The following is a 22,257-nucleotide window of genomic DNA, read 5'->3' as shown; positions in this document are numbered from 1 at the left end:
AGTCATGACCACGGCGTTTTCCATCGGCCAGGCCCTGGCCTCCGGCTTCAGACTGACGCGCCGCAGGCCGTTGCAGGTCTGGGCCTGGGGTGTCGCGTCCGTTGCGCCCTCGCTACTGATCGGGGCGCTGATGCTGCGTGTGTTCGGGTCGATAGCCTTGGCGGACATGGCTTCGCACGAGCCCTCCGCCGCCGTTATCGGGCAGATAATTCAGTTCCAGGCCTTGTCGGGGCTGGCGAACATCGTGCAGGCGCTGATCTGGGTCGTGGTGACAGCCGCCATCTTCCGGGCCGTGCTTTTCCCCGAGCGTCCGGCGCCCTTCGCCGGGTTGAAGGTCGGCATGGACGAGGTGCGGGTTGCTGTTGTCGGACTGGCCATGATCGTAGGTTTTTACGCCGCCGCTATCGTGATCGGGCTGCTGGCCTTCGCCATCGGCGCGGGTCTGTGGTTCGTTTCAGAGATGGCCGCGGTTATGCTGGGCCTCTTGACGGCTTTAGTGGCGGGAGTGGCCGTCTGGTGCGTCATCCTGCGGGCCTGCCTGATCATGCCCGCCAGCGTGGCCTTGAACGACTTCGCCTTTGTGGCGGGGTGGAGGCTGTCAAAGGGGCAGGTGCTGCGACTGCTGGGGCTGAGCCTCGCGATCGTCGGGATCGTTCTGGCCATCGAACTGGCCTTGCTGGCGATCATCGCTGTGGTTCTGTTCCTTGTCGCCGGGATCAATGTCTTTAGTCTGGCCGCCATGTTGGAAAACGGCGCGCCGCCGACGGTGAACTGGGGCGTGCTGATCCCCTGGGCGCTGGCGGCCTTCATACCCCTGTCCTGGCTGCAAGGCTTCTTGAGCACTGTGATGATGGCGCCCTATGCCGAAGCCTGTCGGTCGCTGTTGGCGCAAGCGCCGCAGGACGAAACGCGTGCGGTTGGGCTAGACTGATCGGGAATCAAGGACGACTGCATGACTTTTCCCGCTACCGACTGCGCCTTTGAAGGTTTTCGCCTGACGCGACGCGCGCCCTTGGCCGTCCTGTCATGGGCTGCGGCCTATGCCGTCTTCATCGGGCTGATGTTCCTGCTGGTCGGACCGCACTTCGTCACCGTGCTGTCGGTGATCACCGAGATGCAGGCGCAGGGGCAGACAGAGCCTTCGCCAGAAGATGTCGAGCGGCTCGCACAGGCCTATGGCGTCATCATCGGCTGGGCCATGCCGCTGGGGCTGCTGTTCAGCGCCGTGATCAGCACCGCCATCGCTCGCTCGGTCATTCGCCCGGAAGACCGCAGGTTCGGCTACCTGCGCGTCGGCAAGGACGAACTTCGGGTGCTGGGGGCCAGCCTGCTCGTATCCCTGATCATGTTCGCCGTGACGTTCGCCGGCTTCATGATTGTGACCTTGGCGACCGCGGGGGCCATGGCCCTTCCGGCGCTGTGGCTGGTCGTGGTTGTGCTGTCGCTGGCGATTATCGGCCTGCTGATCTGGCTGTCGGTTCGGCTCAGCCTGGTCGTGCCGAGCACGTTCGCCGAGGGACGGATCATGTTAAAGCCCGCCTTCGCCATGACGGGCAAGAAGGTCTTCTGGCCGCTGCTGGGCACGGCGATCATCGCCGGGATCATGGCCATGCTGGTCGGCCTGCTGGGCTCGGCTGTGGCCGCCCCGCTAAGTCTGATGGTGGGCGGCTCAGAACAGCTGGTGGCCATGCAAGGCGCCAGCGTTCCCAGCCTGCTGAGCGCCCTTGGGCCCATGCTGGCGGTTTCGCTGGTGGTCCAAGCCGTCCTGTCGGCGGCCCAGATCGTGATCATGTACGCCCCGTTCTCGGCCGCCTATCTGCAGCTCAAGGGCGCGCCGCACGCCTGATGAGGCGAGACGCCTGACCGATCCGGTCAGGCGCTCTTGCGGGTGCGGGGCTTCTTCTCGGCTTTCAGAACCTCAGGCAGGGCGGCCACGCGCGCCTTGCGACGCTCTTCGTGGCGATCCAGCACCTCCTTGAGGTACTTTCCGGTCCAGCTGGCGGCGTTGTCCGCCACCTGTTCCGGCGTGCCGAAGGCCACGATCTCTCCGCCGCCGTCGCCGCCCTCTGGACCGAAGTCCAGCAGGTAGTCGGCGACCTTGATGACATCCAGGTTGTGCTCGATGACGACGATGGTGTTGCCGTTGTCGACCAACTCCTGAAGCACCTCCAGCAGCTTGCGGGTATCCTCGAAGTGCAGGCCCGTGGTCGGCTCGTCGAGAATGTAGAGGGTCTTGCCGGTGGCGCGGCGGGCCAGCTCCTTGGACAGCTTGACCCGCTGGGCCTCGCCGCCCGACAGGGTGGTGGCCGGCTGGCCGACCTTGACGTAGCCCAGGCCCACGCGCTCCAGCGTCAGCATCTTGTCACGGATCGAGGGCACGGCGTTGAAGAAGCGCGCGGCTTCCTCAACCGTCATATCCAGAACGTCGGATATGCTCTTGCCCTTGAAGACAATTTCCAAGGTTTCGCGATTGTAGCGCTTGCCCTTGCAGATGTCGCAGGTGACGTAGACGTCGGGCAGGAAGTGCATCTCGATCTTGATGACGCCGTCGCCCTGACAGGCCTCGCAGCGGCCGCCCTTGACGTTGAAGCTAAAACGGCCCGGGCCATAGCCGCGCGCCTTGGACTCCGGCAGCCCCGCATACCAGTCGCGGATCGGATTGAAGGCGCCGGTATAGGTGGCCGGGTTCGAGCGCGGGGTGCGACCGATGGGCGACTGGTCGATGTCGATGACCTTGTCGAACTGCTCCAGCCCCTCGATCCGGTCGAAGTTGGCCGGAGCGTCCGAGGCGTTGTGCAGGCGGCGCGCGGCGGCCTTGTACAGGGTCTCGATCGTGAATGTGGACTTGCCGCCGCCGGATACGCCGGTGACGCAGGTGAACAGGCCGACGGGGATTTCGCCGGTGACATTCTTGAGGTTGTTGCCGGTGGCGCCGCTGATCTTCAGCATCCGCTTGCGGTCGACCGGGCGGCGGCCCTCGGGCGGCAGTTCGATCTCGCGCGCGCCGATCAGGTATTGTCCCGTCAGGGAGTTGGGGTTGGCCATGACCTCGGCGGGCGTGCCCTGGGCGCAGATTTCGCCGCCGTGGACGCCGGCGGCCGGGCCCATATCGATGACATAGTCGGCGGTCATGATCGCCTCCTCGTCATGCTCGACCACCAGGACCGAGTTGCCGAGGTCGCGCAGGCCCCTGAGGCTCTCCAGCAAGCGGGTGTTGTCGCGCTGGTGCAGACCGATAGAGGGTTCGTCCAGCACATAGAGGACGCCGGTCAGGCCCGAACCGATCTGGGAGGCCAGGCGGATGCGCTGGCTCTCTCCGCCCGACAGGGTGCCGGAGCTGCGCGACAGGCTGAGGTAGTCCAGGCCGACGTTGTTCAGGAAGCGCAGCCGGTCGGTGATTTCCTTGAGGATGCGGCGGCCGATCTCGACCTGCTTGGCGGTCAGGCTCTCTTCCAAGGAGGAGAACCAGAGGTAAGCCTTTGAAATCGAGAGCCAGCTGATCTCGGCAATGTCAGACCCGCCGACCTTGACCGCCAAGGCCTCGGGCTTCAGTCGCTTGCCGCCGCAGACTTCGCAGGGCGTCTCGGACTGGTAGCGGCCCAGCTCTTCGCGGACCCAGGCGCTGTCGGTCTCGCGCCAGCGGCGTTCAAGGTTGGGCAGAACGCCCTCGAAGGCCTTTGAGACCTCGTATTTGCGGGCGTTGTCGTCATAGACGAACTTGATCTTCTCAGACCCGGTGCCGTGCAGGATGGCGCGGTGCGCCTGTTCAGGCAGGTCGCGCCAGGCCTTGTCCATCGAGAAGCCGAAGTGCTGGGCCAGGGACTGCAGGGTCTGGGTGTAGAGCGGCGAGGGGCCGCGCGCCCAAGGGGCCACCGCGCCCTTGTGCAGGGTCTTGTCGCGGTCGGGGATGACCAGGTCGGCGTCAAAGGCCAGCTTGACCCCCAGGCCGTCGCAGGTCGGGCAGGCGCCGAACGGGTTGTTGAACGAGAACAGCCGCGGCTCGATCTCGCTGATGGTGAAGCCCGAGACCGGACAGGCGAACTTTTCGGAGAAGACGATCCGACGCGGCTCTTCGCCCTCGGGCGCATTTGCCCATTCAGCGGTGGCGATGCCGTCGGCCAGGTTCAGCGCGGTCTGGATGCTGTCGGCATAGCGAGGCTCAAGACCTGCTTTGGTAACAATGCGATCCACGACAATGTCGATGTCGTGCTTGAACTTCTTGTCGAGCGTCGGCGCGTCCTCGATGGCGTAGAATTCGCCGTCGATCTTGACCCGCTGGAAGCCGTTGCGCTGCCACTCGGCCATCTCCTTCTTGTACTCGCCCTTGCGACCGCGAACGACGGGGGCCAGCAGCAGGATGCGTTCGCCGTCTGGCAGGGCGGTCAGCTTGTCGACCATCTGGCTGACGGTTTGGCTCTCGATCGGCAGGCCGGTGGCGGGCGAATAGGGGACGCCGACGCGCGCCCAGAGCAGGCGCATGTAGTCGTGGATTTCCGTGACTGTGCCGACCGTCGAGCGCGGGTTCTTGGACGTGGTCTTCTGTTCGATGGAGATGGCCGGGGACAGGCCCTCGATCAGGTCCACGTCGGGCTTGCCCATCAGTTCCAGGAACTGACGCGCATAGGCGGAGAGGCTCTCGACGTAGCGGCGCTGGCCTTCGGCGTAGATGGTGTCGAAGGCCAGCGAGGACTTGCCCGACCCCGACAGCCCGGTCATGACGACCAGCTTCTCGCGCGGGATATCGACGTCCACGCCCTTGAGGTTGTGCTCGCGGGCGCCGCGAACGCGGATGAAGTTGTGCTTTTCGGTCATGGAATCCGGGAACGCGGGAGACCCCGGAACGGTCCGGGGCGACGACGCTATATGGGGATCAATTCGCGCTTTTCAGCAAGAACAATGTGGGAACATTTTGCGCTAGTCGGGTTTCCACGCGGGCTGCGGGCGTGTGTAGCGTTCGCCGGGGCCGACCAGGACCCCGTTGGCGTTGGCGACGCCCAGTTCGAGGCTTTCGGCGATGCGGCGGGCGCGGGTGATGAAATGTTCGGCGGCGGCGGGCGGGCAGAGGTCGCGGGCGGTCGCCTCGAAGATCTGCAGCCAGCGGTCGAAGTGGCGGGCGTCGATGGGCAGGGGCAGGTGTTTGGGCATGGGCCGGCCCTGATAGACGCCGGTGGACAGGGCGACCGAGGACCAGAAGAGCTTCATCTGTTCCAGGTGCGGCCCCCAGTCCGAGATGCGCTCGGCAAAGACCGGGCCGATGAAGTCGTCATCGCGGACGCGGGCGTAGAAGCCCTCGACCAGGGCGTCGATCAGGGCCTCGTCGATGCCGGTCTCGTCCCGGATCCGCTGGACGGCTGCGGCGCGGCGAACGGCGGCTTCAGCGCGGTCGGGCAGGGGCTTGTCGATGTGGAAGGCGACGGTTCGGTCAGACGCGGTCATGGCTGGAACATAGGCGCGCCGCGCTGCGTTGCAAAAGCGCAGGAGGAGAATTGGGGTTGCGCTGCGCAAGATCAGCACCCATCCTTTCATCAAGCCAACGTATTTGACGAGGAGGCACGACGATCATGATCAGCGCTTTGGAAATCGGTTTCGCCCTTTCCGCTCCGCTGCTGGTGCTCGCCTTTGCCCTCGTTCAACCCAAGCCACAACCCGTCCGCATCCGCACTCGTGACGCTCAACAGCGTCGCGGCCCGCACGCCTGACGGACATTCCCTATTCGATAATCTGAGCCTCGCCTTCGGGCGCGAGCGCACGGCCGTCGTTGGCCGCAACGGCGTGGGCAAGACCACGCTGCTGCGCCTTGTCGCCGGTCTGGCCGAACCCGCAGAGGGAACAGCAGCGCGCGCCGGGACGGTCGGCTGGCTGGCGCAGACCTATGAGCCCGCGCCGGGCGAAACCGTGGCCGAGACCCTGGGCGCGACGGAGCCTCTGGCCCTGCTGGCGCGGGTGCTGGCGGGCGAGGGCTCGGTCGAGGACATGGCCGAGGCGGACTGGACGCTGGAGGCGCGACTGGATGAGGCCCTGGCCCAGGTCGGGCTGACGGGGCTGGCGCTGGACCGCCTCACAGCCAGTTTGAGCGGGGGCGAACAGACAAGGCTGCGGTTGGCCGGGCTGATGCTGGCCGCGCCCGATCTGATCGTGCTGGACGAGCCGACCAACCATCTGGACGCTGAGGCGCGGGCCTTGGTGGCCGATGTCGTCGGGCGCTGGCCGGGCGGGGTGCTGACCGTCAGTCACGACCGAGGGCTGCTGCGGCGGATGGATCGGATCGTGGAGCTGTCGAGCCTGGGCGCGCGCGTCTACGGCGGCGGCTGGGACCTCTATGTCGAGCGGCGCGAGGCTGAGCGGGCGGCGGCGGAGCGCGATCTGGAAAGCGCCGAGCGCGAGGTCGGGCGGGCGGCGCGAGAGGCGCAGACGGCGCTGGAGAAGAAGGCGAAACGCGACAAGGCCGGACGGGCGCATCGGACGGGGACCTCCGATCCCAAGATCATGCTCGACGCCAAGGCGCAGCGGGCCGAGGAATCAGGCGCGCGGGAAGGGCGGCTGGCGGAGCGCCGCCGCACCGAGGTCGAGGCGCGGCTAACGGAGGCGCGCGAGCAGGTCGAGCGAGCGCGGCGGCTGTCCGTGCCCATGCCCTCCACGGGGCTGGCGGCGGGCAAGGCCGTGCTGGCGTTGGACGGCGTTGAATGGCGCAGTCCTGAAGGGCGGTTGATCGTCGGGCCTGTGACGCTGCGCCTGACCGGGGCGGAGCGAGTGGCGATCACTGGGCCGAACGGGGCGGGCAAGACAACGCTGCTGAAGCTGATCGCGGGCGAACTGGAGGCGACGGCGGGGCGGATCGAACGGCCTGTGACGGCGGCGCTGCTGGATCAAACGGCGGCGATCCTGAAGCCTGACGAGACGCTGATCGAGGCCTGGCGGCGGCTGAACCCGGATGGGACGCCGAATGACGCCCATGCGGCCCTGGCGCGGTTTCTGTTCCGCAATACGGCGGCGCACCGGACGGTCGGGACGCTGTCAGGCGGCGAGCGGCTGAGGGCGGCCCTGGCCTGCGTCATGACGGGGGCGAAGCCGCCGCAACTGCTGATCCTGGACGAACCGACCAACCATCTGGACCTCGATTCCATCGCGGCCATCGAGGCGGCGCTGGCCGCCTATGACGGGGCGTTGGTGATCGTCACCCATGATCGCGACTTCATGGACAATGTCGGCGTGGATCGGGAGGTTCGGCTGGCGCGGCCGGATTGCACGGGGTCGTGAAAAAAACAGTGCAATTGGTGCAATGGGGAGGGCGGAGATTTCTGTCCTTCTCCCGATGGGAGAAGGTGGCCCGAAGGGTCGGATGAGGGGTCTTCGGGCGATGTCGGCGCAAGCCGTTGCGCTGCGGCTCGCGCCGATGGAAAGGTTGAACCCTCACCCTTTTGCCTGGCCAATCGCTACGCTCTTGGAGGCTCAAGCCCTCTCCCAGCGGGAGAGGGAAGGAAGATCGACGTGTCAAAGACCGTCCGTAATGTGGCTCAAGATGTGACCAAGGCGAGCGAGACAGGGCGAAGCCTTCGCAATCCCTGAAAATCCTTGGGATTGGCGCGTCGAGCTAGGATGGAACGTCAGCTCCAGCCGTCGATCACGCCCTGACGGCGGGCGCGTGGGGATGAGGGGGCGATGGTGACGGGCTCCGCCTCGGCGCGGCCGAACAGCCAGCCTTGGCCGTAGCCGACGCCGAGGGTCTGAAGCGCCTGGGCGGCCTCCTCGGTCTCGATCATTTCGGCGATGGTGGTCATGTCGAGTGAGCGGCATAGATCAACCAGATGGCCGATCAGGGTGCGGGTACGAGGATCGCTGTCGATGCCGCGCACCAGGGCGCCGTCTATCTTGACGGTATCGACGGAGAGGCCGAGCAGATAATCAAAGGCGGCGGCGCCGGCGCCGAAATCGTCGATACAGACCTTGATCCCCGCGCTGCGCAGGGCGCCGAGACGGCGGTTGGCGGCGGCGATGTCGGCCAAGGCGGCGGTTTCGGTCACTTCGACGATGAGGCGGCGGCGGTTGTCCGGCTCGGAGGCCGTCATCTTCAGCAGGGCTTCGACATAGGCGTCATTGGCCAGCGAGGCGCCCGAAACATTGATGGCGATCTTGAGCAGACCGGAGCCAGGTTGGCGCAGGCGGTGGACGATCTTTTCGGCGACGGCGAGGTCGAAGTCCTCGATCAGGGCCAGTTCCTCGGCCATGCGAATCGCGGAGGCGGGGCCGCTGCCCTGGCCGAAGCGGGTCAGGGCCTCGAAGTGGTGCACGGCGCGCGTCTTCAGATCGACCACGGGCTGATAGAACATCGAGAATTCGCGGTTGCGGACGATGTTGCGGAACCGCTCTGCGTCTTTCAGCGTGCGCGACAGTGAATCGGCGAAGCTGAGTTCAGGCTGGGCCGCATTGTCTTTCAGGCAGGCTTCAATCGCGAAACGCATGGCGCGCAGGGCGCACAAGGGGTCCGAACCGATCGCCAATTCGCTGGAGCGGGATGTCAGGGTCAGGCCTTCGGCCAGACCGGCCTCGCGCACCTCGGCCTCGAGGTCGCGACCGTCCCCGGCGTCCTTGATCAGGGCGTAGCGGTTCGGCGTCAGCCGGCCCGCGCTGGCGCCGTCGTGGGACACCCGTTGCAGGCGCGCGCCCAGGCGGGCCGCCATGCGCTCATTCGCGGCGTCATTGGCGGCGGCCAGGCCCTGAACCTCGATGAAGGCCAGGGCGAGCTTTTGCAGGGCGGCGCCGGACTTGCCGCTTAGCCCCTCGCGAGCGCTGTCCATGAAGCTTGAGGAATCTGAAATCGGCGAGGCGTCCGCTTCAGCGGCGATCTCGAAAGGCGCGCCTTCATAGATGAAGGCGCAGGAAACCGCCGGCGCTAGTTCCGGCAGCATGAAGGCGCGGAACATGGCGCGCCGCACGCGACCGTCGCCGCAATCGACCAGGACTTCCATAGGCTGGCTACGTCCGCCCGCCGAGAGGGCGCTTGCGGCCTCGACGACAGCGGCGCGGCAGGCGGGGGCGAACAGGGCGCTGAGCGGCTGGCCGATCCAGGCGGCGGAGCCTTGCCCGGCGACCGGGCCGGACCCCAGGGCGAAGGCGATCTGACCGGCGCCGTCGACCTCGATCAGGGCGTCGGCGGCGGCGAAGGCCAAGCCAAGGAGGCGGGATTTCAGGCTCATGGCTGAAGCATGCGCCGCGGGGCGTTAATAAACCACGGATCGCGACAGGCTTGCGTCAGGCCTTGCGGTTCAGCGCCACGGCGCGGCCGTCGCCCTCGGTGGCGCGGCCTGACGCGCCGTAGCCGACGCCCTGGGCGCGGGCGCCGGCGACCGCGGCGGCGATGGTGCGGACCAGGCCTTCGGACACCTGACGGGCGGCGTCGACGACCGAGGCGTGTTCGGACAGGACGGCCTCGAAGGCCTCGGTCGCGGCGAGCAGGGCGTCTCGCTCGGCCGCGGGAATGACCTGAAGGAAGGCGGGCGCAGCCTTGGCCTGGGCGGACTCGCGACGATAGAGGTTGGCCAGTTCCTGGGTCTCGGCCATGCCCGCGGCGACGTCCTGGGCGCGATGGGCGCGGAAGGCGGCGCTTTCGGCGCTCAGGCGCGCGGTCAGGGCCTGGGTCAGGTTGATCAGCTGCTGGGCGCGAAGGGTGGAGGTCTCGACGTCGGGGGTCACGTGGGCTGTTCCTGCATCTTGAGCATTTCGGACATGACGGTGTCGGCCAGACCAATGCCGCCGGCCTTGACGGCCTGCTTGGCCATGGCGTCGATCAGGAAGCTGCGCCAGGTGGCCTCGCCCTCGCCGCCGCCGAAGGGGCCGTCGGTTTCCAGGCCCTCGAACATGGGCTTGAGCATCTGCGACAGGAAGCTCGCCTCGAAGGCCTGGGCGGTTTCGCGCATCTGTTCCGGCGACTGGCCGCGCTTGGCGGTCGGGTCGGCGGGGCGCAGGAAGCCGGTGGCGACGGGCAGGGCGTCCATTACATCACCTCGATGTCGGCTTGCAGAGCGCCGGCGGCCTTGATGGCCTGCAGGATGCTGATCATGTCGCGCGGGCTGACGCCCAGCGCATTCAGGCCGTTGACCAGGGTCGAGAGCGAGGTCCCGCCGTTGACGATGCGCATCTGGCGGCCGGTTTCTTCTTCGACCGAGATGTTCGACTGGGGCACGACGACGGTCTGGCCGCCCCGGCTGAAGGGCTCGGGCTGGCTGACCAGGGGGTTTTCCTGAACCGAGACGGTCAGGTTGCCCTGGGCGATGGCGACGGTGGAGATGCGGACGGCGTCGCCCATGACGATGACGCCGTTGACCTCGTCGATGATGACCTTGGCCGGGGTGTCGACCCGGACCGGCAGGTTCTCGACGCGGCTAACGAAGCCGGCCATGCCCATGGTCTGGGGCGCGCGGATGGCGACGACGGTGCCGTTCTCGGCGAAGGCGCTCTCGGGATAGGACTGGTTGATGGCGGCGGCGACGCGCTGGGCCGTGGTGAAGTCGGGGTTGCGCAGGGTCAGGCGCACGACAGGCATGGCCGAGAGGTCGAAGCCGGTCTCGCGCTCGACCACGCCGCCCGAGGCGATGCGGCCGGCGGTGGGGACGCCGCGCGTCACCGAGGAGCCGGAGCCGCCCGAAGCCGAGACGGCGCCGGTCTGAACGGACCCTTGGGCCACAGCGTAGATCTCGCCGTCGGCGCCTTGGAGGGCTGTGACCAGAAGCGTGCCGCCCAGCAGGCTCTTGGCGTCGCCCATGGCCGAGACGGCGACGTCCAGACGCGAACCCGGCGTGGCGAAGGGCGGCAGGTCGGCGGTGATCATGACCGCCGCCACGTTCTTGGTGTTCAGGTTGGCGCCGCGGATGTTGACGCCCTGACGCTCCATCATCCCTTCCAGCGACTGGCGGGTGAAGGGCGAGTTGCGCAAGGAGTCGCCGGTGCCGTTTAGGCCGACCACCAGGCCGTAGCCGACCAGCTGGTTGGTGCGGACGCCTTCGATGGAGACGATATCCTTGATGCGCGACTGAGCCTCAGCCGCGTTCGGCGCCGCCGCCAGAATCAGGGCGGCGGAAGCGGAGGCGATGAGGGCGGTGAGCAACTTCTGCATACGACAGACGTCCTGTTGAGGCGTTCGCGATTAACCATGCGAAGTTCGTGCCGTAAGAAAAAGTCTTTGATTTCAGCGCCCGTCAGGTTTCTGCGCCTTGCCTAACGGCAGAATTTGCCGAGGCGTTAACCAAGCGGTGACGGTCGTGCCCGATGGTCCAGGCTGATCGGGAGCATGGATCATGAAGGTCACCGGCCCCTCGGGCACAACATCCTCGCAAGGCTCGCGTCCCACGCGTTCGACGGGCGGCTTCAGCCTGCCGGCCAGCGGTGGGGCTTCGGGCCCGGCCTCGGCGGCTGCGACCTCGTCGGCGTCCAGCGTGGCGGGGGTGTCCGCTCTGATGGCCCTGCAAGGCGTGGAGGACGCCACAGAGCGTCGTCGTCGGGCGATCAGGCGCGGCGGCGGACTGCTGGATCGGCTGGATGAACTGAAACTAGCGCTGCTGAACGGTCAGGACGGGGCGCCGGCGCTGGAGCGACTGGCGCGCAGCCTGCGCGAGGAACGTCCCGATGATGCCGATCCGGGGCTGAAGGGCGTGCTGGACCAGATTGATCTGCGCGCCTCCGTGGAAATGGCGAAGGCGGAAGCGGCGCGGGCGCGCGCCTAGACGTCTCGGGATACTGGGCTGAAAATCGGCCTGGTCGGGCGGGGTGAGGACATTTTGCCACACTGCCGCCGCATTTGTTTAGCTGCGCCATATCACGGAGACGCGAACACCATTGCCGCGACTCTCCGGCTTGCCTATACGGCCATTGCGCCGCAGGGGGGCGCAGACAAATGAGCGTGAGTGCGATGAACGCATTAGCGTCTGTGATCGAGGGGGATACGGTGGTTTACCGTCCTACCGACGACGAGCCGTTTATGAACGAGCGGCAGCTGGCCTACTTCAAGGCCAAGCTCTTGGCGTGGAAGGATGAGATCCTTCGCGAATCCAAGGGCACTGTTGTTAATCTGAAAGCCGAGACCGAGAACCACCCGGATCTGGTGGACCGGGCCTCGTCGGAATCCGACCGGGCGCTGGAACTTCGGACCCGTGACCGGCAACGCAAGCTGATCTCCAAGATCGAGGATGCGCTGCGCCGGATCGAGGATGGGTCCTACGGCTATTGTGAGGACACGGGCGAACCGATCGGTCTGGGCCGACTGGAAGCGCGGCCGACGGCGACCCTGTCGGTCGAGGCCCAGGAGCGGCACGAACGCCGCGAACGGGTCCATCGCGACGACTGATCTGCACTGATTGGGCGGATCGACTTGACTTGAGCGGACGGCGGCGCGACCAAGCCGCCTTCCTATCGAGGTCGTTGATCCCCCATGTCCGTCAAGGTTCGTTTCGCTCCGTCTCCCACGGGTAAGCTGCACGTCGGCAATGTCCGCACCGCTCTGGTGAACTGGCTGTTCGCCAAGGGGCAGGGCGGCTCTTTCGTTCTGCGCATCGACGACACCGATCTGGCGCGTTCGACGCAAGAGTTCGAGGACGGCATCGAGACCGACCTGACCTGGCTGGGTCTGGTCTGGGACGAGCGCTACAACCAGTCCAAGCGGTTCGACCGCTATGAAGAGGCCGCCGCGCGCCTGAAGGCGTCGGGCCGCCTCTATCCCTGCTATGAAACCTCGGACGAGTTGGATCGCCGCCGCAAGGTGCAGTTGTCGCGCGGTCTGCCGCCGATCTACGACCGCGCAGCACTGGAACTGACCGAGGCCGAGAAGGCCGCCTATGAGGCCGAAGGTCGTCGTCCCCACTGGCGCTTCAAGCTGGACGGCAAGCGCGTCGCCTGGGAAGATCTGGCGCGCGGTCACGCCGAGGTGGACACCGCCTCGATGTCGGACCCGGTGCTGATCCGCGAGGACGGCCTGTTCCTCTATACGCTGCCGTCGGTCGTCGACGACATCGATATGGACATCACCCACATCATCCGGGGCGAGGACCACGTCACCAACACCGGGGCGCAGATCGAGATATTCGAAGCGCTGGACGCCAAGGTTCCGGGCTTCGCTCACATGCCGCTGCTGGTCGGCGCGGACGGCGCGGCCCTGTCCAAGCGTCTGGGCTCGCTGTCGATCAGCGACATGCGCGATCAGGGCTATGAGCCCATCGCCATCACCAGCCACCTGGGCAAGATCGGCACCTCGGACAATCTGGAGATCGCGGCCTCGGTCGAGGCCCTGGGCCAGGCCTTCGCCTTCTCCAAGATGGGGCGTTCGCCAGCGCGTTACGACACCGCCGACCTGGACCGCCTGAACGCCCAGGCCCTGCACGCCATGACCTATGTCGAGGCGCAGCCGCGTCTGGCGGGGCTGGGGGTCGATCTGGGCGAGGTCTTCTGGGACACCGTGCGCGGCAACCTGAACAAGTTCGCGGACGTGGCCGATATGGCGCGGATCGTCACCGGCCCGGTCACGCCGGTGATCGAGGACCCGGCCTTTGCGGCTGCGGCTCTGGAAGTCCTGCCCGAGGTCATCGACGCGGGCGCATGGTCGGCCTGGACGACGGCGGTGAAGGAAAAGACCGGCGCCAAGGGCAAGGGGCTGTTCATGCCGCTGCGCCTGATCCTGACAGGGCAGGCGCACGGACCGGACATGGCGGCCATGGCTCCGCTGATCGGGCGCGAGGCCATCGTGCGTCGCCTGAAGGGCGAGGCGGGCTGAGCCCCTCAAGCTCCAAGCCAGATACAAGAAAGGCCGCCTTGTCGCGAAGGCGGCCTTTTTCGTTTTCAGCGCTATGGCGGCTGGATCAGCCGGCGTTGCAGGTCACCAGGGCCTGTTCGTCCAGAGCCTCGCCCTTGTAGCTGAAGGCCGTGACCGGGCCGAGCTTGGCGACGACGCGGCGGCAGGCGCGGGCGGCGGGCTGACTGGACCCGCCGGTGGCGGTGCAGGACGCGCCTTCGCAACGCCAGGCGGCGCCGTCGACGATGACGCGGCCGGCCGGAGCCTTGGCTGCGTCCGCGAGCGTCAGGCTGGTGGCCGGGGCGTCTGCAGCGAAGGCGGGGGCAGCGACAAACAGGGCTGCAGCGACGAGAAGAGCACGCATGGACAAGACTCCGAAATGGGCAGGGCGCACGCCCTTGTGACGCCATAGTCCGTTTTCTTTGGAAACTGTCAATGCGGTTTCGAGGCAACGGATCGGCGTTTACTGACCCACGTTTACTTACCGATGATCATGTTTCAAGTGCGGCGTTTCGTCGGCCTTTTTCATGGCGATGACGGCCTCCTCGACCGTATCGACGCTGATGTAGGCGTCGAGGAAGCTGGCCGGGGTCATGCCTTCATGCACGCTGTGGCGGATGAGGGCGAAATAGTTTTCCCAGAAACCGTTCAGGTTCAGGAAGATGACCGGCTTGGCGTGCAGATCCAGCCGCTTCCACGACAACAGCTCGATGGCTTCTTCCAGGGTGCCAATGCCGCCGGGCGCCACGACGAAGACGTCGGATTGATCATACATCAGCTGCTTGCGCTCATGCATCGAGGTGACGACCACGGTCTCGACGTCGTCGAACAGGCGCTCGCGGCTGCGCAGGAAGGCCGGCATGATGCCGACGACGCGACCGCCGGCTTCATGCGCCGCACGCGCCGAGGCCCCCATCAGGCCGACGCCGCCGCCGCCATAGACCAGCCGCCAGCCCGCCTGGGCCGTCGCCTTGCCGAAGGCGCTGGCGGCCTGGACGTACTGCGGATCAGCTCCGTCCGACGAACCGCAGAACAGGCAGACCGAACGGCCGTCGAAGGGAGCAATGGTGGCGGGCGGCAAAGACATGGGGCCTCGATACAGGAAGGAAGACAGGGCAGCGTCCGCCGCGCTATCTGATGGACCTAGGCATATCGCTACGCGGGTCAGGATGAAACGTCGGATTGTCGTCGCATGGGCAGGCGTCGCGCTGGCTCTTGCAGGGTGCAGCGCGCCGGTCGAGCGCAACAAGGGCGAAGAAGCCCGCCAGGACGGCGGGTGGACGGCGTCGCCGCGCATCAGCGCCGTCGTGCGTCAGGGCGCGGGTCTGATCGTCCGCGGCGATGCGCCGCCGGGGGCGCGCGTGGTGCTGCGAGGCGATCAGGATGTCGCCTTTGCCGCCGGAACGGACGCCGCAGGGCGCTTCGAACTGCGCGTCGGCGCCTTGCCGACAGCCATGCTGCTGACGCCTGAGGTTCAGATCGGTCAGTTTCCGGCGCCAGGACCCGAGCGATTGATCCTGGCGAGCGACGGAGGCGATCTGGCGGCGCTGTTGATCGAGGGCGGAGCCAGTCGTCGGTTGTCCGCCGGTCCGGTTCTGGATTCGGTGGATGACGACGGGCGAGGCTTGCTGGTCTCCGGACGGGCGCAGCCTGGCGCACGGGTGGCCATTTCCGCAGACGGCGGCGTGGCGGTCGAGGCTGTCGCCGACGCGAGCGGTCGCTGGACGGCTGCGCTCTCGGGCGTGGGCGATCGACCGATGGACATCACGGTCGGGGAGGCGACCTTCGCCTATCCGGGGCCGGCAGGCGCTGCGAGCCTTGGTGTGGTCGAGCGGTCGGGATCGGGATGGCGGCTGACGCGCGCCCTGTCGCCGTCGGCGCGGCAGACCAGTTGGTTCCCGGATCTGTGATGTGCCGATCTAGGACAATTTAGATTTCATTAACCAAACACGTTGATCAAAGGCCCTGTCTTCTTTTCTTCGAGGACACCCACCATCACCGAACGAACGACTTTAAGCCCGGCGCGAAATGCGCCGGGTCTTTTTTTGATCCGTCGAGCCCTCTAGGCTGAGCGATAGGTCAAGGTCGCGACCAGTCCGGGCCGCCGAGCGCGATTGGCGAGGCGGAATTCGGCGCCCTGGGCCTTGGCCATGCTGGCGACAATCGACAGGCCCAGGCCTGATCCGGTCGCCCGCGGCGCCGTGCGGCTACGGAAGAATCGTTCGGGCAGGCGAGGCAGTTCTGCGTCATCGACGCCGGGGCCGTGGTCCCAGACGGTGATACGGACCTGCCCTTCACGTCGGGCGACATGAACGATGACAGGCGGCGCGCCGTAGCGTGAGGCGTTGTCCAGCAGGTTGATCATCTGTTCGACGATCAGGTTCTCATCGCCTTGGACCGCGACGACGCCGTCAGGCAGCCGCATACGCACGGCGTCGCAGGGGAGGCTGGAGCGCAGGCTTTCCACCGCGATGCGCACGGTCCGCCCGATGTCCGCCTGGTTCAGTCCGGGAGCGCTGTCGGCCCGCGCCGTGGACAGAAGCTGATTGATCAGCCGGGACATGGCGGCGATGGCGTCCTTGGAATCGCTCAAGAGGCGCCGATCCGCCTTGGACCAGGGACGGCGTGAGCCCGCCAGAAGATCCAGGTTGGCGGCGACCACGGTGAGCGGCGTCCTGAGCTGATGCGAGGCGTCGGCCGAGAAACGCTGCATGCCCGAGGTGGATCTCTCCAGGCTCGCCAGCAAGGTGTTGAAGGCCGAGAGCGCCGAGGCCAGCTCTCGCGGCGCCAGGTTGATCGGCGCAGGGGCAAAGTCGGTGGCGCCGGCTTGAGAGCGTGACGCCAGTTCTCGCGTTAACCGCTTCAGGGAATAGAGACCCCATTGGATAGCGGGCCAGATCAGGAGGGCCGCGAGCACGACCAGAAGCCCCGGCAGCAACAGCAGGCTGAGGTTCAACTCACGGACGCTGGCCTGGCGCGAATCCAGGCTCTGAGCCACCGAGACGATGACCGGGGAGGGTTGGCCGGGAATTTCGACCGATTGTTGCGCCATCCGCACCGGCAGACCTCGAACCGTGAGATTGGCGAATCTGGGCTGGTCGACGCCTGTGGCGCTCAGGATGGGGAGTTCGTCGTAGCCGGTAATCAGGCGGTCGCCCTCGCGCACGCTATAGAAGACCGCATCGCGCTCCGGGCTGTCCAGCAGGGCCAGGGACCAGGGCGATACATCGACAGTGACCTGGGCGTCGCTGAAGGATACGGTTTCAAGGATGGCCTGAGTGGCGCCCGCCAGCAGGCGATCGGACGTGCGCTCTACGACGCGGTGCGCCGTCCAGGACCCGGCCACCAGAAGCACGACCGCCACCAGGCTGAGGGGGGCGATCTGGGCGATGAACAGCCTTTTGAGCAGGCTGTGAGGACGAGGCGACCTGGGTGCGGTCACGGGTCCAGCCGATAGCCGCGACCACGAATATTGGTGACGCCGGGGCCGTCCGGCTGGAGCTTACGACGCAGGCGTCCGACATGTACCTCGAGCGCGTTGAGGGAGGCGGCTTCATCCTGATGGAAGACTTCGGCGGCGAGCATATCGCGCTCCTCGACCTGGCCCACGCGGGAAATCAGGACGCGCAGGGCGGCCCATTCGCGCGGACGCAGGTCCAGTTCGCGGTCGCCGACACGCGCCCGCCCCGCTTCCCAGTCACAGGTCAGGGCGCCGATCGTCACGGCCCCGCCGGCCTGGCCCCTGTTGCGTCGGGCGATGGCGCGAACGCGCGCCACCAGCTCGGGCGGAGCGAAAGGCTTCACCAGATAGTCGTCGGCGCCCAGTTCCAGCCCCGCGACACGGTCGCTGACGGCGTCGCGCGCGGTCAACATCAGGATCGGGGTCGTCGAGCCGCGCCCGCGAAGGGCCGTCAGGATTTCAAAGCCGTCAATGTCAGGTAGGCCGATGTCCAGAATCAGGGCGTCGAAATCGCCGACGGCCTCGAGCATCAGGGCCTCTTCACCCAGATGAGTGCAGCGGGTCTGCATCCCGGCGCCGCGAAGGCTGGCGGTCAGGGAGTGTTGCAGCGCCTTGTCATCTTCAACAACGAGGACTCTCATGGCGTCGGGAATCGTCCGGGCGGGGGCGGGGGATGAGAGGGCATACCGTGACCATAGCGGGAAACCAGCGGCGGTGAAGATGGCCTGGCTGTTGAAGGGGCTGATGGCGGGGCTTTGCCTGCTGGCGGGCTGCGGCGAGTCGCTGGACGGGGCGACGTCGGCGAGTGTGCGACGGGCGGCGCAAAAGGAAGGCGAGCTGACAATATACGCCAATACCAGCCTGATGGAGCCTCTGATCGAGGACTTCCGTCGCCGATACCCGGACATCACCGTCAGGGTGGAGGACATGAACTCCACCCTCATCGCCGAACGGGTGGTGGCCGAGACGCAGGATAATCGGCCCAAGGCGGATCTGGTCTGGAGTTCAGCCATGGATCTGCAGATCAAGTTGATCAACGACGGCTATGCCCAAGCCTATCGCTCGCCGCATCGGCGGGCCATGCCCGACGGGTCCGTGTGGCGCGATCAGGGATTCGGCATCACTGCAGAACCGATTGTCTTCGCCTATAATCGTCGCCTGCTGCCGGCGAACGCCGTGCCTGGGAGCCATGCGGAACTGCTGCGCCTGCTGGAAGCCCACCCCCAGCTTTTCGCCGGACGAACGACTGTCTACGACGCCGAACGCAGCGGGGTGGCGCTTATGCACCTGTCGGCGGACGTGCAGATCTATCCTGATGCGTGGCAATTGATGGAGGCCCTGGGTCGCAGTCGTCCGCGGCTGGACACGTCGGGCCAGCGGATGATGGGGCAACTCGCCTCGGGCAAGATGGTGCTGGCCTATAATATGAACCAGTCGTTCGGAGAGAGCTGGGCGTTGCGCCATCCCGATGTGGCGCTGGTTACGCCCTCCGATTATCACCTGTCGGTATCCCGAGTGGCCTTCATTCCGCGTGCGGCGCCGCATCCGAATACGGCGAGGTTGTTCCTCGATTATCTGCTGTCGCGAGAAGGGCAGAGAGGCATTGCTGTTCTCGGCATACGGCCTGTACGCGACGACATCGGGGATACGGTGCGAGCAACTTCGCCGGGCGCCCGGCCCATTCGCGTGGGGCCTGGGCTTCTGGCCAATCTGGATCGCGTGCGTCGCGAACGTCTGCTTGACCGCTGGAAACTGGCCATGGGGGATGCGCCGCGCGCGCCGGCTGATCCAAAAGCGCCATGATCGGGCTTTACCTGTGGATAAGTTTCGACCCCTCCGTTCGCCCCATTTCTGTCACCGCGCCGTCACGGTGTGGTCGCTGACGGTCAAGATCCGCGGATCGACGTCCCGCACTCAGGTTGAGCGGTCGTAAATCGTCGGTATTTTATAAATCGTGCAATTATTTTGCGCAAATCAGCCATTTGACAGCGACGTGCGGTCCGATCTTACTGGATATGCAGCGCGGGAGAGTTCGATCTCGCATCGACGCCGAAGGCGCAACCGCCCCGGAAACGCTCAGGCAAACGGACCGTGCTGCAGGATGAACGCTGGAGAGAAGGGCGCACCCGCCGGGGGCGCGTCCTCGCCGAAGAAGCAAGGACCCGCCGGTCCGAAACTCTCAGGCCCGATGACAGCGGGGGCTATCAAACGACGCCGTCAGAGCGTCAGTCACCGGGCTTCCCTGGGGAGGGGCGCCGTCGTCGCATGAGTAGGATTTGTCTTGTCTAGATTTCATCTCCATCTGACCGGCTGCTGTAGCGCCATGGCCCTGCTGGCATGCGCCGGCGGCGCAATCGCCCAGTCGCAGGACGAAGAGCCCGCGGGCAGCCCCACCACCATCGACGAAATCGTCGTCACCGCATCGCGTATCGATCGCGCCGGCTTCACGGCCCCGACCCCGACCGTGCGCCTGACGGCGGAAGACTTGTCGGTGGGGGCGCGCCTGAATGTGGCGGCGGCGCTGAACGACATGCCGCAGTTTCGGGCCACCCAGTCGGCCCAGACCACCAGCACCAATACGGGGGCGGGCGGTGCGCCGGTTGACCTGCGCGGCCTGGGCGTCAGCCGCACCCTGGTCCTGATCGACGGTCGTCGTGTTTCGAGCGAGAACGACCTGAACTCGATCCCGACCGTGCTGATCAAGGGTGTGGACGTGGTGACTGGCGGGGCCTCGGCAGCCTGGGGTTCGGGCGCTGTCGCCGGTGTGGTCAACGTCTCCCTGGACCGCAAGTTCGAGGGCGGCAAGCTGGGCGCCGAGTATGGCGTTTCTTCCTATGACGACGCTGAGCAGGTCCGCTTTGAAGGGGCCTATGGCCGCAGCATTCTGGATGGTCGCGGTCACGTGGTGATCGGCGGCGAGTACCTGGACAACGAGGGTGTCATCCCGCGCGCCTCGCGTCCCAATGTCGGTCGTTGGTCGCAAGTTTCGACCGGCGACGGCACGGGTAACTTCGTCAATGTGCCGGATGTCGGCTTCTCGAACGCAGCCTATGGCGGCCTGATCATGTCGGGCGTGCTCAAGGGCAAGGCCTTCAACCCGGACGGTTCGCTGCGCGACTTTGACTATGGCAAGGTTGTCGGCACCTCGAGCGTTGGCGGCGAAGGTCCGTCCAACGACGACATCAGCCCGCTGGTGACGCCGCAGCAACGCTACGCCGCCCTGGCCAGCTTCACCTATGACCTCCAGGACAACCTGCGCTTCACCGCAGACGTGCGCCACTCGAAGATGTGGAACACCTATACCTGGTTCGGTGATCACGACCGTGGCAACCTGGTGGTCAAGCGCGACAACGCCTTCCTGCCGGGCGCCGTGGGCGCGGCCATGGATGCGGCGGGCGAAACAACCCTGACGATGGGTCGTTTCAACTCGGACATCAACTTCCCCACCATCGACTTTGAGCGGGTCACGACCCAGGCCACTCTGGCCCTGGACGGCGAGCTCGGCAGCAAATGGCGCTGGGGCGCCTATTACAGCCACGGCGAGTTCAACAACGACATCGACACCCCAGGCTTCATTCTGAAGAATGAGTGGGCCAAGGCCGTGGACTCGGTGATCAATCCGGCCACGGGCCAGGCGATCTGTCGTGACGCCCTGACCAATCCGAACAGCACCTGCGTGCCGATCAACCTGTTCGGCCTGGGCGCCCCGTCGCAGGCTGCAGTTGACTATGTCACCGGCACGCCGATGCAGCGGTCGACGACCAAGCTGGACAGCGTGGGCTTCAGCATGCGCGGCGAGCCCTTCAGCCTGCCGGCCGGTGATGTTTCTGTCGCCTTCGGTGTCGAGGCCCGCAAGGAGTCCATCGACCAGACCGTGGGTGAACTGGACGCCGCCAAGGCTTTCCGTTCGTTCAGCTTCTCGGCCATGTCCGGTGAGTTTGCGGTCAAGGAAGCGTTCGCTGAAGTCCTGCTGCCGCTGGTCAAGGATGTGCCGGTCTTCAATGACCTGCAGTTCAACGCCGCCGTCCGGGTTTCGGAATATGACACTACCGGATCGATCTGGTCGTGGAAGGTGGGCGCCACCAATGAGTTCTTCCCTGGCTTCCGTGGTCGTATCACCCAGTCGCGTGACATCCGTTCGGCCAACCTGAGCGAGCTCTATACTCAGACCACCACGGGCTACAACAACATCAACGACCCGGTCAAAAACGCCACGGTCTATGTCCTGAACAATGGGGGCGGCAACCCGAACCTGACGCCGGAAACAGCGGACACCTTGACGCTGGGCTTCACCTATTCGCCGCCGTCCGTGCCGGGTCTGAATATGTCGATCGACTATTACAGCATCAAGATCGACGACGTGATCACCACCATCGCGCCGCAGGACCTGGTGACGCGTTGCTTCAACGGCAACAAGGCTCTGTGCGACAAGGTTGAACGTGATGCTGCAGGTGATCTGGTTCGCACCATGTCCACCTTCCTCAATCTGGCCGAGTACAAGACCGATGGTGTTGACGCCGAGGTGTCCTACACCGCGCCGCTGGGTCGCTTCTTCGCCGATGCCTCGGGCCGCATCAACCTGCGCCTGGTCGGGACTTGGACCAACAGCCTGACCACCAATGATGGCGTGACCGAGATCCAATATGTGGGCTCGCAGGGCTATGCCTTCGGTCTGGGCGTGCCTGAGCTGCGCCTCAACGCCTCGGCAGGCTGGAAGGGCGAGGTCTTCAGCGCCAACCTGCGCGCTCGCTACATCTCGGATGGTCAATACAACTCGACCATCAAGATCGTGAACAACGAGATCGACGCCTACACCTACTTCGATCTCGGCGTGACGGCCGACCTGTCGCGCTTCGGCGCGGACGGCGTGGAACTCTACGCCAATGCGACCAATCTGTTCGATCGTGATCCGCCGGAGGGTTCGCTCTTCTCGCCCTATTACGATGTGATCGGCCGCTACGTCACGGTTGGAGCACGGTACCGCTTTTAGTTCTGGCGCCGTGTTCCCGTCGCCGGCTCCTCC

Annotated in this window: 19 protein-coding genes and 1 riboswitch; of the genes, 9 read left to right on the top strand and 10 right to left on the bottom strand. The window is 66.1% G+C overall.

What is annotated here, in order from left to right; all coding sequences use genetic code 11:
* Positions 1–4: 4 nt before the first annotated feature.
* Complete coding sequence (locus DXK21_RS04270) at positions 5–931, top strand: hypothetical protein (protein WP_114816537.1); 927 nt, start codon at positions 5–7, stop codon at positions 929–931.
* A gap of 21 nt (positions 932–952) precedes the next feature.
* Positions 953–1,846 (top strand): hypothetical protein, encoded by an 894-nt coding sequence (locus DXK21_RS04265; RefSeq protein ID WP_114816536.1) that lies wholly within the window; start codon positions 953–955, stop codon positions 1,844–1,846.
* 26 nt (positions 1,847–1,872) lie between these two features.
* On the opposite strand, the gene uvrA is transcribed toward DXK21_RS04265, so the two are convergent.
* Both uvrA and DXK21_RS04255 read right to left on the bottom strand, forming a co-directional pair.
* Positions 1,873–4,812, bottom strand: coding sequence for an excinuclease ABC subunit UvrA (gene uvrA / locus DXK21_RS04260; RefSeq protein WP_114816535.1), 2,940 nt, complete (start codon positions 4,810–4,812; stop codon positions 1,873–1,875).
* Positions 4,813–4,914: 102 nt separating this feature from the next.
* On the bottom strand, positions 4,915–5,436 hold the full coding sequence (locus DXK21_RS04255) for a group III truncated hemoglobin (RefSeq protein ID WP_114816534.1): 522 nt from the start codon (positions 5,434–5,436) through the stop codon (positions 4,915–4,917).
* Positions 5,437–5,664: 228 nt separating this feature from the next.
* Here DXK21_RS04255 and DXK21_RS04250 point away from each other — a divergent pair, with 228 nt between their 5' ends.
* Positions 5,665–7,257 (top strand): ABC-F family ATP-binding cassette domain-containing protein, encoded by a 1,593-nt coding sequence (locus DXK21_RS04250; protein ID WP_114816533.1) that lies wholly within the window; start codon positions 5,665–5,667, stop codon positions 7,255–7,257.
* A 347-nt stretch (positions 7,258–7,604) separates the two neighbouring features.
* Here the strand turns inward: DXK21_RS04250 and DXK21_RS04240 are convergent, their stop codons facing one another.
* From DXK21_RS04240 to DXK21_RS04225, 4 genes are read right to left on the bottom strand one after another with little or no spacing between them, the layout of a single operon-like run.
* Positions 7,605–9,194 (bottom strand): EAL domain-containing protein, encoded by a 1,590-nt coding sequence (locus DXK21_RS04240; RefSeq protein ID WP_114816531.1) that lies wholly within the window; start codon positions 9,192–9,194, stop codon positions 7,605–7,607.
* A 55-nt stretch (positions 9,195–9,249) separates the two neighbouring features.
* Complete coding sequence (locus tag DXK21_RS04235; RefSeq protein ID WP_114816530.1) at positions 9,250–9,690, bottom strand: flagellar basal-body protein FlbY; 441 nt, start codon at positions 9,688–9,690, stop codon at positions 9,250–9,252.
* On the bottom strand, positions 9,687–9,992 hold the full coding sequence (locus tag DXK21_RS04230) for a rod-binding protein (protein WP_114816529.1): 306 nt from the start codon (positions 9,990–9,992) through the stop codon (positions 9,687–9,689). Before DXK21_RS04230 ends, DXK21_RS04235 begins: the two co-directional genes overlap by 4 nt.
* Entirely contained in the window at positions 9,992–11,110 is a 1,119-nt protein-coding gene (locus tag DXK21_RS04225; RefSeq protein WP_114816528.1) for a flagellar basal body P-ring protein FlgI, read from the bottom strand. Before DXK21_RS04225 ends, DXK21_RS04230 begins: the two co-directional genes overlap by 1 nt.
* Before the next feature lie 181 nt (positions 11,111–11,291).
* Between DXK21_RS04225 and DXK21_RS04220 the strand changes: the two genes are divergently transcribed.
* The 3 genes from DXK21_RS04220 (at position 11,292) to gltX (ending at position 13,756) form a co-directional block, all read left to right on the top strand.
* Positions 11,292–11,717, top strand: coding sequence for a flagellar assembly protein FliX (locus DXK21_RS04220; protein WP_114816527.1), 426 nt, complete (start codon positions 11,292–11,294; stop codon positions 11,715–11,717).
* Positions 11,718–11,902: 185 nt separating this feature from the next.
* Positions 11,903–12,337 (top strand): RNA polymerase-binding protein DksA, encoded by a 435-nt coding sequence (gene dksA / locus DXK21_RS04215; RefSeq protein ID WP_114816526.1) that lies wholly within the window; start codon positions 11,903–11,905, stop codon positions 12,335–12,337.
* An 84-nt stretch (positions 12,338–12,421) separates the two neighbouring features.
* Positions 12,422–13,756, top strand: a complete 1,335-nt coding sequence (gltX, locus tag DXK21_RS04210; RefSeq protein WP_114816525.1) for a glutamate--tRNA ligase — start codon at positions 12,422–12,424, stop codon at positions 13,754–13,756.
* Between the two features lie 85 nt (positions 13,757–13,841).
* On the opposite strand, the gene DXK21_RS04205 is transcribed toward gltX, so the two are convergent.
* Both DXK21_RS04205 and DXK21_RS04200 read right to left on the bottom strand, forming a co-directional pair.
* A complete protein-coding gene (locus DXK21_RS04205) occupies positions 13,842–14,138 on the bottom strand; it encodes a DUF8200 family protein (RefSeq protein ID WP_114816524.1) in 297 nt (98 codons plus the stop codon).
* A gap of 117 nt (positions 14,139–14,255) precedes the next feature.
* Positions 14,256–14,861 carry an LOG family protein gene (locus tag DXK21_RS04200; protein WP_114816523.1) on the bottom strand — a complete coding sequence of 202 codons (606 nt, stop codon included), beginning with the start codon at positions 14,859–14,861 and terminating at the stop codon, positions 14,256–14,258.
* A gap of 82 nt (positions 14,862–14,943) precedes the next feature.
* On the opposite strand from DXK21_RS04200, the gene DXK21_RS04195 reads away from it, so the two are divergent.
* A complete protein-coding gene (locus tag DXK21_RS04195) occupies positions 14,944–15,684 on the top strand; it encodes a hypothetical protein (protein WP_114816522.1) in 741 nt (246 codons plus the stop codon).
* A 152-nt stretch (positions 15,685–15,836) separates the two neighbouring features.
* On the opposite strand, the gene DXK21_RS04190 is transcribed toward DXK21_RS04195, so the two are convergent.
* A complete protein-coding gene (locus DXK21_RS04190; RefSeq protein ID WP_114816521.1) occupies positions 15,837–17,216 on the bottom strand; it encodes a sensor histidine kinase in 1,380 nt (459 codons plus the stop codon).
* Positions 17,213–17,875: a response regulator transcription factor gene (locus DXK21_RS04185; protein ID WP_114816520.1), complete on the bottom strand. Its 663-nt coding sequence runs from the start codon at positions 17,873–17,875 to the stop codon at positions 17,213–17,215. The genes DXK21_RS04190 and DXK21_RS04185 overlap by 4 nt, the downstream gene beginning before the upstream one ends.
* Before the next feature lie 79 nt (positions 17,876–17,954).
* On the opposite strand from DXK21_RS04185, the gene DXK21_RS04180 reads away from it, so the two are divergent.
* The gene (locus DXK21_RS04180) at positions 17,955–19,037 is read left to right on the top strand and encodes an ABC transporter substrate-binding protein (protein ID WP_162790574.1); all 1,083 of its coding nucleotides are present in this window, start codon (positions 17,955–17,957) and stop codon (positions 19,035–19,037) included.
* 210 nt (positions 19,038–19,247) lie between these two features.
* Positions 19,248–19,336: riboswitch (glycine riboswitch) on the top strand.
* Between the two features lie 179 nt (positions 19,337–19,515).
* Positions 19,516–22,224, top strand: coding sequence for a TonB-dependent receptor domain-containing protein (locus DXK21_RS04175; RefSeq protein ID WP_245945096.1), 2,709 nt, complete (start codon positions 19,516–19,518; stop codon positions 22,222–22,224).
* Positions 22,225–22,257: the final 33 nt, after the last annotated feature.

The sequence above is a fragment of the Brevundimonas bullata genome, assembly GCF_003350205.1.
Classification (GTDB): Bacteria; Pseudomonadota; Alphaproteobacteria; order Caulobacterales; family Caulobacteraceae; genus Brevundimonas; species Brevundimonas bullata.
Note: the sequence above shows the minus strand (reverse complement) of the source record. Positions and strands in the feature narration are given on the sequence as shown.